The organism is Bacteroides sp. 519 (genome assembly GCF_010500955.1).
Lineage (GTDB): Bacteria > Bacteroidota > Bacteroidia > Bacteroidales > Bacteroidaceae > Bacteroides.
This window is the reverse complement of sequence record NZ_QVMJ01000001.1, coordinates 20,783-35,021: the sequence shown is the minus strand read 5'-3', so window position 1 is coordinate 35,021 and position 14,239 is coordinate 20,783. Positions and strand designations below refer to the sequence as shown.

The window sequence follows — 14,239 nt, the reverse complement described above, 5'->3', positions numbered from 1 at the left end:
TTTGTTTGCAATCAGTAATACTATTGCATATTTATCAAAATAACTCTCTCGGATTAATCTTCAAAAACTCATCATAAGAAATACCGCCCGTTCCGACAAGCAACACTTTTTCAGGATGAAATCTCTCTGCAAAAATTCCCATCCCTGCATTTTCAGCTTTCATCCCACTTTTCACTTCAAGCCCCATTACCTTATCGCCTTTTTCTAAGACAAAATCAACTTCGTAATTACCATCTCGCCAGTAGTAGAGATTATATCTTTCGGAAATAGCGTGATTAATCAGATGTGTACCGACTGAAGATTCTACAAGCCGCCCCCATAATTCGGGATTGATAATTGCTTTCTCGTAAATTTCATCACTTTGGGCTGTAATCAAAGCATTATTATATACCTGAAACTTTGGACTTGAACCACGTTTACGGATTATATCTCCGGCATACTTATCTAACCCGCCTAATAATCCACAATCGGATAATAGTTTCAGGTAATTGGCGAGAGTGGTTGTATTTCCGGCATCCTGAAGCTGGCCCAATATCTTCGTATATGAGAGTATCTGACCTGAATAAAGACAGCCTAACTCAAATAATCGTTTTAACAAAGCAGGCTTATCAACACGTGTCAGCATCAAAATATCTTTGGAAATACTCGTCTCTATAAGTGAATCCTTTATGTAGTTCTTCCAACGCCCTTCATCGTTAATCAATGTTGCCGATCCCGGATATCCACCAAAGTAAACATACTGTTCGATGCTCCACCCAAATGCCTCTTGCATTTCAGGAAAAGACCAATGCCCAAGATAGAGTGTTTCAAACCGCCCAGCTAAGGATTCGGTTAATCCTTTCTGAATTAGCAAGCGAGAAGACCCAAGTAGAATCACTTTAATATTGACTTTCTCACGAGTATCCCTATCCCATTGTCGCTTCACAACTTCACTCCAATTGTCTATTTTCTGAACCTCATCAATTACAAGCAGAAATTCTGATGCGTTAGATGCTTTCATTCGCAACCGTGCTGATTCCCAAACTTGTGTGATCCAAGCAGAATTTGTAGCTGAAATGGCGTCTGCTGATTCAAATAGATTAAGAATTGATAACTGTTCAACAAGTTGGGTAACCATAGTGGTTTTACCCACTTGACGAGGTCCAAGAACAACTTGAATGAACTTTCTTGGTTCTTCAATTCTTGCTTTAACCGAGTTCAAATAAGGACGTTCAAACATATGTTTCTGATTTTACTCAATATGATTAGCAAAATTACTCAATGCAATTGAAGTGCGCAAGCGTTCGTTGAAAAATTATTAAAAAGTCACATCAGGTGGACTACAAGGCGGACAATTCTATATCTTGTAGATATTCAGTGAATATGAAGGACTTTTTTGTTTATAGTGTCTTGGTCGAAAGACAAAAAAAAGACATAAAAAGACAAAGCAGCTAACCTAAACTGTACCCCCTTTCCGAAAAAATGCAAGAGGTACAGTAAATCGAAACGAAGGGGGTACAGTTTGACCGAAATTGGCAGGATGTCCTGATTGTAAATGACCGGCAGCAATACGAGGTACAATCAGAAGGAAAAATAGACCGTGAACATTTTGACGAAGATAATTCGTAACTTTGTGCGCACGCTCAGCGACGATCCTACAGCAGCAAGCCAGCTCAGCACCCGGCATACCGAGCGCTATCTGCTTGACGAAGCAAACTGGGTGTAGAAGATTCGGAAGCAAAATGCCTGTTTGGAACCCTAGATATTCAGACAAGGAAAAAAGCCATTGGATATTGGTGATGCAGACCCATCCGATTTTGGTATTGATTTAATTTATATATAAGAAAATGGAAAATAGAATACTAAAATTAAGAACAGTCATAATGGAAGATACCAAAGGGCATCTTCCATTATCCTACAGAGTAAGTTTAATGCAGGATATTGGAAACATACAAACCATTAATAGAATATTCTTTGAATGTATAAAATATGTTCAGGAAATATGGCTACAGCAATTTCCATCAGATAATTCAGTCTTTTCAATTTTAAAAAAAGCGGAAGATTATTTATATAAAAGTAAAGGAAATAAAAATGAATTTGCACAGTTATCCGAACAATATAAAAACTTTTTTGAAGAAGTTGATCATACGGCAGGCTTAGTGGGATTGGGATGTATCTCATTATCTAATTCGATATTATATGATGCCTCGCCAATCATTAATATTGATGAATACAAAAGACAAGATGATAATTCCTATGAATGGGATGTCTGGAATCCGGATTTCTATGCATCAATGGCATATTCAGGAGGAAACCCTTTTCAGAGCGAAGGAGATATAAGTAAGCGGCGGGATTTTTGGTTGTGGTATCTTGATATGATACTCAAAATAAATCAGTCACATGATACACAATTGTTAAGTATAAGTATTCCTTCTTTATCAACAGAAAAAACAATTCTTGAAAGAGCACAAACTTATCAAACAGAATCTATTCTTAAAAAGATAGATACCGTTATAAATAATACACTTGATTCTTTTCGCAAAGATCATAATGAAAAATGGGATAAGATCATTATAGAAGCACGCTGCATGGATATCGGGATACAGGTAAGAACGTTTTTTACAATAGGTGCAAAAGATGATAAAATAAGAGGAAATTTAGGCTCTTTCGATTTGATGGGTGAAGTAAAAGATGAAATGTATATTCAAGCCCAGAAAGAAGGAGCATGGATTATGTGTACAATAGAAGTTTATCCTGACATGGAGTATAAAGTCAATTTTAATTACGATGACAGAAACAAGCTACCAGAAGAAAGATTAAAAGCCCCCGAAAACTTTATAGAAGAATTTTCCAGCTATCCCCGAAGTAAAGAATTTACGCCATTATGGTGGCAGGATATATTAGGAAAAAAAGGAAAATATATAAAATAAACTGTTTACCGGATATTTACTAAATTTGTTGGCAATTCAAAGAGTATAGAAAACAGATATTACGCAGAATATGCAAGGAAGAATGAAAAAATATCAAATCTCTTTTTCTGAGATAGAAGAGATTTTAAAAGAGCAGAAGGTGGGTAGACTGGCTACCCAGAACTCCGACGGATATCCGTATGTAACACCGGTTCATTTCGTTTATGAAAACAATCGTATTTACATTCACGGTTTATCAAAGGGGCAGAAAATTGGTAATATCAACAATAATCCGAAGGTTTGTTTTGAAACGGAAGAGATGTTAGGATTGATATTAGACGAGAAACCTTGTGATGTGAATACCGCCTACAAAAGTGTAATTATAGTAGGAAATGCCAAATTGGTAGAAGGCGATGAGAAAACTAACGCACTGAAAGCTATTGTAAGTAAGTACACTCCCCATCTGGCAGAAATACCATTTCCCGATAATATGCTAAAAGCAACAAGCGTTATCGAAATCGAGATTGTAGAAGCAACCGGCAAAAAATATGAATAACTGATTGTTCAACAAGACGAAAATCTAAAATAATAGAACTATGGCACAACCTATATGAAAATCAAATCCTTCTCAAAAACCAATTTTGACCAGTTGTTCGAAGCTTTTTCACAAGCATTCGCTCAATATGATGTTCAAATAGACAAGGAAGAATTCCGTACGATGATCCGCAGGCGCGGTTATGATCCGGCACTCTTATATCATACAACCCATCCATATCGACGAATACAAAGATATAATACCCACTTTCTGGAATTTTCACCCCTCCTGGCAAAACAGTTTCGAATCGATAGAACGGACGAAAGAGGATTTCATCTGCAAAGGAGTGTTCTCGGATGGGAATCTCATCGCCTACAGTATATTTGAACCCGGTTCGGGTGATGTAACGCAACTTGCCGTGCATCCCGGTTTCCGCCGTAAAGGGATTGGTTCGATGCTTTTGCAGGAAATGGTAAATGATAACACATTTCCAACGCTTAAAGTCGTGAATACAGATATAGGCTGCGATTCGGTAAAGGCTTTTCTTTCTGTTCACGGCATCGAACCCAAAGGCAAGCAGTATGAAATGATAAAGAAACTTTAATTCTTATATAAACAAACAATATGATTTCATCTATTATAGGCATAGCGTTTGACTGCCCGAATGCAAACGAACTTGCCGATTTTTACGTAAAATTATCGGGTTGGGAGAAGGAAATCTCCGGTGATGAATTTGCTGCTTTACGCACTCCACAAGGAATACTACTTGTTTTTCAGACTGTAGAGAATTATATTCCCCCTGTATGGCCATGGAAAGAAAATGCTCAACAGCAGATGGCACATATCGACTTCAAGGTAGATGATTTGCAGAAAGCCGTAGAATACGCTTTGCTGTGTGGCGCAAAAAAGGCAGAAGTTCAATATTATAACACTTCTACCGTAATGCTCGACCCGGCAGGGCATCCGTTTTGTTTATCAACGGCTCAGCAATAGTATGATGTTTGTATGAGTATAGAGAACGAACTAAAAATAGTAAAGCGATTAGCGAACGTTGACGAGAATAGAATTGAAGTCAATGAAACAGGCTGGACCAGCCGGGTCTATATCATTGACGGTGGAAGAATTGTGTTCAAATTTCCACGTAATGTCGAATTCCAGGAGGAATGTAAACAAGAAATCGCCACACTCAAATTAATAAAAGAGCAACATTTTAGTTTAAGCGTTCCTGTTTTGAATTGGGTGGCGGAGGATAACTCATACTTTGGCTTTTATGGTGTGGAGGGTAAGCCGCTCGGAATAGTTATAGATGGATTGAACGAACATCAAAAAATCGAAATAGGTACGCAATTAGGCGACTTCTTAAAGCAACTTCACAGTATTAAAAACTACGGTGATATAAAGGAACAAACACTCGAAGAGCAAGCTGAAGAATACCAGAATTGGTATCGAAGAGACAGGGATTTGCTAAAAGACTTTTTCTCTGAACCGGAACTAAAAAAGATAGATGACTTTTTTACCTGCGAGATGCCAAAGTGTATGATAGAGACGGGCGATCTTGTTTTCTGTCATGGCGACTTAGATTACAATAACACTTTGATAAACGATGAAAATCGCGTAGGTGTTATTGATTTTGGCGATGCGAGGTTATATGACAGGTCGCAGGATTTTAGAGGGATGGATGACCACGTATTAAGAGAGGCGATGATTAAGGCATATGGCGGCGGGGAAATAATAAGCAAAGAAGCGGCAGAGGCAACCTCTAAGATGATAGATGTGCTCAATATGCTTTACTGCATTGAGCAGAAAGATTCAGTTGGCATAAATAATTTCCAGAATCGAGTAAAGTCAAAAATATTATGACAATAAATAAAGTGATATGTTGGAACAGTAGATTTAGGATTGTTTTATACAAAAAAAATATTACCTTTGCAATGCCGGACGAGCGGCTATAAACTAATAACAGATGGACGACCATCCTAAATCATTAAATTATGGCATGGTTATTCCTTGTATTAGGAGGGCTTTTCGAAATAGGCTGGCCTCTCGGTTTCAAATTAGCTTCATCTACACAAGTTCTTGTTTATTGCGATGTCCGTACTCTCTATGGCTATGAGCGGTTACTTTCTGTATCTTGCTCAGCGAAGTATCCCGATTGGTACAGCGTATGCCGTATGGACAGGTATCGGAGCTATTGGCACGATTACAATAGGTATTCTCTTTTTCAATGATTCCATGGGACTGATGCGACTGTTTTCTGCATCGTTGATTATCATTGGTATAATTGGGTTGAAGTTCTTTTAATTCGTATTTTTGCGTCAAATGCACAAGGCGCACTTTATGACGATAAATTGGTTAATACGTGGAACGCTATTCTCATCAAATCAAAATAAGGCTCTGTCTTCCAGTGTCCGTTTGTCTATCAAACCATTGAAACTTTAAAACAGTATTGCGACGCACACCATATTCCTATTTCCTTAATTCAAGTGGATACACTGCAAAAAGCAAAAGAATTGCCCTGCGTTTTCAATAACTGGGCCATGTTTTATAAAGAACGATTCGAGACGGTAAATCTATTGAGTGTTGAGAACTTAAAGAGAATACTCAAAAAGTAGCAAGAATAGGACACTCCATCTCTTTCCTTCCGATTACCTTTGCAGACTATGAATATACAAGAAAATAGCCGCATAGAATACCGTGCACGCATCAATAGGGTAATGGATTATATCGACCAGCACCTCGACCAGTCATTGGAGTTGAAAACCATCGCCGATATTGCCAACTTCTCTCCATTTCACTTTCATCGTATTTTCTCTTTCCTGATTGGCGAAACGCCTATCGACTACATTCAACGCCTGCGGGTAGAGAAAGCCGCATGGAAACTCCGTGAAAAGGCTCCTGAAACCATTACTGAGATCGCCTACGGTTGTGGCTTTGGAAGCGTTTCTTTATTCAGTAGAACTTTCAAAAAGCACTTCGGTATGACTCCCAGTCAGTTTAGCAAAGCCGATAAACCCGTCTATTCGCAAAATGGGAAGCTGTTTAGCAAGAATGGACAAATGCTCCGCAAGAATTTGAAAAGCGATGCAGGCGATAACGCCGACCTTTGTATCGTCGAATCAAATCAATTTTATTTTATGAAAGCAAACATTGAAGTAAAGGAAATGCCTGAAATGAAGGCAGTGTATGTGCGCCACATCGGAGCATTCAATCAAATTGGTCAGGCCTACGAGAAACTATTCAAATGGGCATACCCTCGTGGATTGTATACACCCAATGTATCGAAGTCGGCATCTATCACCCATGATGATCCTTCTGTAACCGAACTGGAGAAAGTACGCCAAAGCGCCTGTATCATCATCGAAGAAGACGTGAAAGTAGATGGCGAAATCGGCAAACTCACCATTCCCGGCGGGAAATATGCAGTCGGACACTTTGAACTGGGCTTTGCCGACTTTGAGAAAGCATGGAACTCCATGTGCAACTGGTTTGTGGAAAGCGGCTATCAGCAAGGTGACGGCTGTACCTACGAACTCTATCATAACGACTACACTACACATCCCGAGCAGAAGCATATTGTAGATATCTGCATCCCGGTGAAGCTGTTGTAAGCTACCCGTAGTGGACTTACACAGGTTAATAATCATGTACGGCACAAAAAAAGGTCCTGATATTCAATTGAATACAGGACTTTTTTTTAAACCAATTCCTATTCGTGTTTATCCAATTTCAATCTATCTTCAAAAGTTGCTACCACTTTGTCCTTTGGATAAGTAGCTGGTTCAGGTTTGTAGCCCAACATTTCCCTTGCTTTGGATATATCAATATAATCGACATCTTCATCTACAATACTAAAAGCCTCATACCAGAATTCTTTAGGGCTATCAACGGCCAAACGAGTTGCCTGTAACACATTCAGGATACTCACATGCGATCCGAGGTTTACATGCTCAGTTGGCCCATAACGTAAGGCTATAGTTTGAATTTTTTTATTCAACCCATACCATGCTACCATCTGTTCTGCCATTACTTTGCTGGTATGATAGGATAGATCAATATCACGACAACTCAAATCATCAGCTTTCAGGTATTGTGATACAAACATCTGTCCTTCAACGATAGGATATGAGAAAGGAATACCACCCTCAATACCGTACACAGTAGTCGAACTAGCGTATACTACTCGTTTGACACCATTTTCGTGTGCTGCCTTCAAAATGTTGAAAGTTCCCATTACATTGGTTTGGATATAATCTTCATAAGTTTTGCCAGGAACAGGTGCCGGTATAGCTGCTTCATGCACTACAACTTCACACCCTTTCATACGTTCTTTTAGTTTGTCATAATCCAAAATATCATCTCCATCTTTAAGATCATAACCTACTATCTCATACCTGTCTGCAAATGTTTTCACAAAGTGACCACCAATGAACCCCTTGTGTCCTGTTACCATTATTTTCATTTTCTTTCTATTGTTAGAATTTGTACTTGTTTGACTAAATGTGATGCTGGGTAACAAAATCAATAACCCAGCAAGCAATGAGATTTTAAAGACACTTTTCATAAAACAATTTTCATTATTATTAATTTGTTAAATAAATATTTGTGATTTCAACCACGGCTTTTCATCTTGGTGCCAATATGGATAGTTTTTGGGTGCATTTTCTGTATTCCATATTTTTCTGATTTTTGAGTTTATATTATCAATAATAAAACCGATATAAAAGTCATAATTATCGTAAAATATTTAAATCCTTTTTCTGGAAGCCTCCTGACCAATTGAATTCCTAATATTCCTCCTACAATAACAAAAGGAATGGCAAAGGCATCTAATATCAAAGAGGTTGTGTTTATATTGTTCCATGCTATAACCTGAACTGGGATTTTTAGATAATTTATAACAAGGAAAAACCATGCATTAGTTCCTACGAAACTGTATTTAGGAAGTTTCATGGATAAAAGATATATAGCTAAAACCGGACCGGCAGCATTGCCTATCATCGTTGTGAAGCCTCCCAATATTCCAAACAATGGTGCATACCACCAGTGAGTAGATATGTTATTCTCCTTTCCTTTCGATTCAGACCAAAGCATAAACAAAAAGACTATTAGTAAGCAAATACCCATCAATTGTTTAAACCCTTCGGGTGGAATTATCTTATCAACTAATAAGGCTATACCAAAACCAATAAAAGCCGATGGTAATAATTTGAGTATATATTTCCATTTGGCTATTCTTCTGTAATAAAATACAGCTATCAAATCGGCAAAGCATAGGATTGGTAGTATAATTCCGGTGGAAGGTTTTGCTCCAAAAACCATAACCATTAAAGGTATAGACAGTAAACTAATACCCTGTATGCCCGTTTTGGACATACCAATAAGCAATGCTGCTATGAAAAACATCAACCAATCAAAAAGTGAGAGCATCCACATCGAAAAATCCATTTTCCTGTTATTTGAGTATTTAAATACAATCTCAGCTATTAAACTAGCATCCTGAATTATCAAATTATTATTTGGCAAATTTAAAGGAACTATTTCTGATTAAATTCTATTTTATTTGCAGTATACTTTTCTATATTTGCAGTGAATAAAAATAAAACTATGGCCATTTTAGAACGAAAAATTATCCATAATATGACTACCTTGTGTAGCCATGTTCCATATCCGCAGTTTGTATTACCTCGTCATAAACATCCTGAGTATGAAATAATGGTTTTTAACCAAGGTAGTGGAAAACAGTTTGTAGGAGAAGGCGTTGCCGATTATAGAGAAAGTGATTTAGCTCTAATAGGTAGTAATGTGCCTCATCTTCATTTATGCAATACCAAACTAAAAAATTCACCAGAAACTGAAATAAGTGGAGGAGATACTTTACAGTTTCTGCCTGAAATTTTCCCCTTGAACATGGAAAAACTTCCTGATTACCGGGATATCTATGAGTTGCTATATAAGAGCCAGTATGGAATACGGTTCTACGACAAGGAGCTTTATTTTGAGATAAAACAAATGATTCAAGAAATAAATGGTTTAGAATTTACCGCACGGTTAATCCATTTATTCCGTATCCTAGAGAAGCTTTCACAATGTAAAAGAACAAAATTACTTTCTGATACGGCTTATAATAGTTCTAATATCGTTAATGAGCTAAACGAACCTATCAACAAGGTTTATGCCTATCTGTTTAATCATTTTAAAGATAAGATTACATTAAAAGAAGTTGCCAACTATGTAAATCAGAATCCGTCGGCACTTTGTCGTTCTTTTAAACAGAAAACGGACAAAAGTATATTTCAGTGCCTTGCAGAAATTCGGATTGAACATGCTTGTAAATTGCTCTCTTACTCCAATCTAACTGTATCTCAGGTAGCTTATGAATCAGGCTATAATAATATTCCTTATTTCATCAAACAATTTTATACAATAACCAATAGAAATCCAAAGGAGTACAGAGAACAGATTAACGCTTAATACGAATATTTTCAAACAACCAATTCATAATTCGTACTTCTCAGAACTTTTTGAACGCCAGGAAGACAAAAACGGCAACGATTTTGAATACGATATAGAAGAAATTGGTGTAGCGACGATACCCTAACACTCTTCGATTATTTCAAGGAAAACCGCGGATAAAGATACTAAGAATCAAAGAGAATCGGGAATTCTTTATACATTTGCAGAAAATTGAGAATCGTGTAACTATAGATAAAAATACAACATGGAACAGTTTATCCATATCACTCAACTGTACACAATTAACCAGCCCAATGGATATGAAAAAGCAGAAATTGAGATAATTAAAAATCTTTTTGGGGAAATCCCACAGCTATTAGCCGATTACTATGCTAAACTGGGTAAATACTCTTTTAATCAGGCACAGGATAGTTTATTAACACCCGACAATATTCTGAATGTTACAAATCCTGATTATTTGATCTTTTATATAGAAAATCAGGGCTGTTGTTTTTGGGCAATAAACAAAAATGATTTATCAAACCCCGACCCGCCCGTTTATATGAGTGGAAATAAAATTAACTGGGAAATAGAATCACCTACGTTATCCCAGTTTCTTTATGCCATGGCCTGTCTTCAAGCCACCTTTGCCTTAGAATACACACCCGAATGTTTTCGGGAAGTAACACCAGGTGATATACAGTTTATCAGGCATAACTTTCAAAAGCGCGACATATCATTTCAACAATGGATCGGGGGTATTGAATTTTATGGAAATCGTCCCGATACCGTGATTACCTATATGCCCGCATCGGATTGTATAGCTTATGCATCAGGAAGCAAAGAGCATTTTGAAGAAATGAATAATATGCTGTCCGGAATAGGAACTCCTATGTAAACGCATGGGAAAAAGAAATCAAACGGAATTTAATATTGAACGAACATAGTTAACGAGTATAAACTGTCTTAAAAGCCAAATATAATGAATAACAAAAAAATCCTATTTGACGAATGGTGTAGCGACGATACCCTGACACTCTTTGATTATTTCAAGGAAAAAAGCGCGACCGATTACAACCTCAAAACCATTCTCACTGACCTCCACCTCTTCGACAAGCTGGGACAGGATCAGATACACAACGGAGCAGACCTGTTCTACACCACCGTCATGCCTGATGGCAGAGAGTTGACAAGCGATTTTGACATTGCTATCGACGTGGTAATCGATCTTTCCGCCATCCTGTTGGAAACCTTCCGAAAAGGAAGAATAACGCTGAAAGACCTCTACAAATACGAACGGAAAGACTATCCCGCCTTCACCATCCATGCTGACAAAGAAGATCTTGATCTGCTGCTCAACGAACTCAAAGCCTTCACCACTAACCCTACCCATTACAATCTGGCCGAAATGATGAGTTCGGACGAACTCATAGAACTGGCTGCTGATTGCAACAATGTGTATGAGGAAATACAATGTCTTAAACAATAAGCCTCAGAAAAATCGTTGTACGACTGCCACAACTTCGCTACGTGGCATCCATTATAAGTTATCTGTTCTTCATCAATTCACCAAAGAAAGCATCGCGATACGAATTCCCTATGGCTATTTCGTGTTTCTTAATAAAAACATCGTTGTTATCGAAAGAATCTATGTGATTTCTATTTACTATATACGACCTGTTTATTCGCAAAAATATATTCTTAGGAAGTAGATCGTGTATATTTTTCACATTCATTCGGGTAATGAGGCGTTGCTCTTCCATTTGTATGATTACATAATCTTTCAACCCTTCGATGAAAAGAATATCTTTCAGGTTTACTTTAAAGAAACGCCTGTCGGACTTAACAAAGATGCATTCATCTTCTACATTTTCTACATTTTTCTTGTCTTCTTCCAGCAATAAAGAATGGTAAGTAATAGCCTTATCTACTGCTTTACGAAATTTGGCTGGGTCGATAGGTTTTACCAGATAATCGATAGCATCGACCTCGTAGCTGTCGAGTGCGTATTCCGAATAGGCTGTTGTGAAAATAATCAATGTGTGTTTGGGTATGCTTCGGGCAAACTCAATACCATTGATACCCGGCATTTGAATGTCCAGAAATATCAAATCAACATCTGTTGTTTGTATATATTCGGAAGCAGCTTCTGCACTATTGAAGCTATCCAATAATTCCAACTGCGAAATCTGATCAACTAATTTTTTTACGCCTTTACGTGCAATAGGCTCATCGTCTACTATAATGCATTTCATAAGTTCAAATATAAATTTACTGTGTAGGTTGTTTTTGTTTCCAGCACATCCAACACATACCTGTTTTCAAATAATAAATCCAAGCGGCGTTTGATATTTACCAATCCCAATCCTCCTACATCTCGTTTAACAGGTTTTGCTGGTTTTGAGTTTGTACATTCAAAAAATAAACGACTGTCTTCCAAACGGACTTTAAGATGTACATACGACTTGTTTGTGTCGAGATTGTGTTTTACCGCATTTTCCACAAATGGGATAAAGAGCAACGGCGGCACCTCAACCTCTTCAATATTACCCTCTACCACAACAGTATATTCAAAATGGTCACGACGGACCTTCTCCAAATCAAGGAAGTCGGAAAGAAAAGCAATATCAGCCTTCAACAAAACTTTATCCTGTGTACTGTCATTGAATTGATATTGCAACATGTTATCCAATTTATCCAATATATGCGAAGCCATCTTAGAATCCTCATCTACCATAATATTGGCATTATTAATCATATTGAACAAAAAATGCGGATTGATTTGACTCTTTAGAAAGTTAAGTTCCGATTGGGATGTTGCAATTTGAAGTTTATTGATATTCTGGTTGTTTATTATCCATTGTTTAAATAAGAGAAGTGTCGATATTCCTCCCAGAAAAAGAAGTATGGTACACATGGAGGATGCAATACTTAAGAAGATTGCCACACCGGAGGGTTGCTGATGAGTTACTGCTATATCGTAAAAGAGTTCTTGTAAGATAACCATGATAAATAATGCAAAAATAGTAAACAACACTACTGATATTGCATAAGCAAACACTTTGTTCTTTGCCAGGAAACAGGGAAACAGCACATAAGCGTTGACATATACCAACATATTGAGAAACAAAAAATAGCTGATCCAACCATAAAAACGGTTGGGCGAAATGTTCAGTTTGTCGGGTGCATCGAAAAAGATACTGACAGAGATGGCTACCATAATAACCTGTAATACAATATGTCTGTAAATATGGTATTTATCATCAATTAAGAATGAGGGTATGCCGTCCTTATGTATTTTCAAATCCATCATTCTATTATATCTATTTTAAGTTCTATCATTCTTGGGCTTACTGCCAACGTATATTTATCAGGATATTGTAGTTCCAACCGCTGCCCGACTAACGAAAAAGCATCACTATCCAAAAGCTCTTCAGCATCTGTTTTGCAAACAAAAGTGAGTATCTGCTCTTCGAGTATGAAAAACAAATTTAACATACTACTATCAGCAATTACACATTGAACAAGAGATATAAAAAGCATTGGTGCAACAAATGTATTGTTTATATCTCCTTCTGTGTGGATACAATATTGAACACTGGGATTACTCTTTTCTTCCAACTCGATAAATTGGGTCAGGAAGTTTATTTCCGATTTCAGTAATATCCTGTCTCTACCAGCATCATACAGTTGGTACCTCAATAATTGCCCCAGTTGCATCAACATACCAGAGGTTTTTTGTGGATTCAATTCTGCGGAAGAAGAAGCGTTCCGAAGTGTTTTGGATAAAAATGCAGGAGCAATTTGTCCTTTCAATTTGTTTAGTTCTGATTTGATACGTTCTTCTTCTAAACGGGCAACTTCCTGATTTCCTGTCATCCACTTACGAAACAGCATAATTACAGAAACGCTACAAAAACAAACGGCTGTAATAACAGATGCTGATAAATTATCGACTAAAATTAACGGATTGGTGTATGAAGTAATCCGATGTGTTAAGCCCAACATATTACGAACCCAATATTCTTCGGCAATGGAGAGTGTTGGCAATAAAAACACAATGATACACAAGGCTATTGCATAAACGGTATAGTTACCTTTTAAAAGAAACTTGGGTGTCAGATAAAAGTAGTTGAAGTACATAGTTATCAGATATGCAGCAAAAGAGGAAAAACAAATAAGATAGATGCGGTTGTCCAAAACAGATTGGCTATCCTGATAAGCAATAAATACCTGATTGAAAGTGATAATCGCCCCCACAAGAATGAAGATCAAGTGTCGCCAAATCCGATATTTTGAACCGAACAGGAAAAGGGGTAAAAAACTATTTTCTTTTATCTTATTCATTTTTCCTTCTGTAAGA

15 protein-coding genes and 2 pseudogenes are annotated in these 14,239 nt (G+C 37.2%); 11 read left to right on the top strand and 6 right to left on the bottom strand.

What is annotated here, in order from left to right; genetic code table 11:
• Nucleotides 1-34: 34 nt before the first annotated feature.
• The gene (locus D0T85_RS00190) at nt 35-1,219 is read right to left on the bottom strand and encodes an ATP-binding protein (RefSeq protein WP_163209029.1); all 1,185 of its coding nucleotides are present in this window, start codon (nt 1,217-1,219) and stop codon (nt 35-37) included.
• Between the two features lie 607 nt (nt 1,220-1,826).
• On the opposite strand from D0T85_RS00190, the gene D0T85_RS00185 reads away from it, so the two are divergent.
• The 8 genes and pseudogenes from D0T85_RS00185 (at nt 1,827) to D0T85_RS00150 (ending at nt 7,031) form a co-directional block, all read left to right on the top strand.
• Nucleotides 1,827-2,909, top strand: a complete 1,083-nt coding sequence (locus D0T85_RS00185; RefSeq protein WP_163209027.1) for an Imm5 family immunity protein — start codon at nt 1,827-1,829, stop codon at nt 2,907-2,909.
• An 82-nt stretch (nt 2,910-2,991) separates the two neighbouring features.
• Nucleotides 2,992-3,444 (top strand): pyridoxamine 5'-phosphate oxidase family protein, encoded by a 453-nt coding sequence (locus tag D0T85_RS00180; protein WP_239060604.1) that lies wholly within the window; start codon nt 2,992-2,994, stop codon nt 3,442-3,444.
• A gap of 181 nt (nt 3,445-3,625) precedes the next feature.
• A complete protein-coding gene (locus D0T85_RS00175; RefSeq protein WP_370459894.1) occupies nt 3,626-4,027 on the top strand; it encodes a GNAT family N-acetyltransferase in 402 nt (133 codons plus the stop codon).
• 20 nt (nt 4,028-4,047) lie between these two features.
• On the top strand, nt 4,048-4,416 hold the full coding sequence (locus D0T85_RS00170) for a VOC family protein (protein WP_163209023.1): 369 nt from the start codon (nt 4,048-4,050) through the stop codon (nt 4,414-4,416).
• Between the two features lie 12 nt (nt 4,417-4,428).
• Complete coding sequence (locus D0T85_RS00165) at nt 4,429-5,283, top strand: aminoglycoside phosphotransferase family protein (RefSeq protein WP_163209021.1); 855 nt, start codon at nt 4,429-4,431, stop codon at nt 5,281-5,283.
• 131 nt (nt 5,284-5,414) lie between these two features.
• Nucleotides 5,415-5,724, top strand: a pseudogene (locus D0T85_RS00160) (multidrug efflux SMR transporter).
• Between the two features lie 101 nt (nt 5,725-5,825).
• Nucleotides 5,826-6,035 (top strand): annotated as a pseudogene (locus D0T85_RS00155) (YoaP domain-containing protein); the annotation flags it as partial.
• A gap of 48 nt (nt 6,036-6,083) precedes the next feature.
• Entirely contained in the window at nt 6,084-7,031 is a 948-nt protein-coding gene (locus tag D0T85_RS00150) for a GyrI-like domain-containing protein (RefSeq protein ID WP_163209019.1), read from the top strand.
• A gap of 98 nt (nt 7,032-7,129) precedes the next feature.
• On the opposite strand, the gene D0T85_RS00145 is transcribed toward D0T85_RS00150, so the two are convergent.
• Entirely contained in the window at nt 7,130-7,882 is a 753-nt protein-coding gene (locus tag D0T85_RS00145) for an NAD(P)-dependent oxidoreductase (RefSeq protein ID WP_163209017.1), read from the bottom strand.
• Nucleotides 7,883-8,115: 233 nt separating this feature from the next.
• Nucleotides 8,116-8,868 carry a sulfite exporter TauE/SafE family protein gene (locus D0T85_RS00140; protein ID WP_163209014.1) on the bottom strand — a complete coding sequence of 251 codons (753 nt, stop codon included), beginning with the start codon at nt 8,866-8,868 and terminating at the stop codon, nt 8,116-8,118.
• A 159-nt stretch (nt 8,869-9,027) separates the two neighbouring features.
• Here D0T85_RS00140 and D0T85_RS00135 point away from each other — a divergent pair, with 159 nt between their 5' ends.
• From D0T85_RS00135 to D0T85_RS00125, 3 genes are all read left to right on the top strand, one after another.
• Nucleotides 9,028-9,894, top strand: a complete 867-nt coding sequence (locus D0T85_RS00135; RefSeq protein ID WP_163209012.1) for an AraC family transcriptional regulator — start codon at nt 9,028-9,030, stop codon at nt 9,892-9,894.
• 247 nt (nt 9,895-10,141) lie between these two features.
• The gene (locus D0T85_RS00130; protein ID WP_163209010.1) at nt 10,142-10,774 is read left to right on the top strand and encodes a hypothetical protein; all 633 of its coding nucleotides are present in this window, start codon (nt 10,142-10,144) and stop codon (nt 10,772-10,774) included.
• Between the two features lie 84 nt (nt 10,775-10,858).
• Nucleotides 10,859-11,365 carry an imm68 putative immunity domain-containing protein gene (locus D0T85_RS00125; protein ID WP_163209008.1) on the top strand — a complete coding sequence of 169 codons (507 nt, stop codon included), beginning with the start codon at nt 10,859-10,861 and terminating at the stop codon, nt 11,363-11,365.
• Between the two features lie 58 nt (nt 11,366-11,423).
• On the opposite strand, the gene D0T85_RS00120 is transcribed toward D0T85_RS00125, so the two are convergent.
• From D0T85_RS00120 to D0T85_RS00110, 3 genes are read right to left on the bottom strand one after another with little or no spacing between them, the layout of a single operon-like run.
• Nucleotides 11,424-12,131: a LytTR family DNA-binding domain-containing protein gene (locus D0T85_RS00120; protein WP_163209006.1), complete on the bottom strand. Its 708-nt coding sequence runs from the start codon at nt 12,129-12,131 to the stop codon at nt 11,424-11,426.
• Complete coding sequence (locus D0T85_RS00115) at nt 12,128-13,189, bottom strand: sensor histidine kinase (protein ID WP_239060603.1); 1,062 nt, start codon at nt 13,187-13,189, stop codon at nt 12,128-12,130. Before D0T85_RS00115 ends, D0T85_RS00120 begins: the two co-directional genes overlap by 4 nt.
• Nucleotides 13,186-14,223, bottom strand: a complete 1,038-nt coding sequence (locus D0T85_RS00110) for a histidine kinase (protein ID WP_163209004.1) — start codon at nt 14,221-14,223, stop codon at nt 13,186-13,188. The genes D0T85_RS00115 and D0T85_RS00110 overlap by 4 nt, the downstream gene beginning before the upstream one ends.
• Nucleotides 14,224-14,239 lie beyond the last annotated feature (16 nt).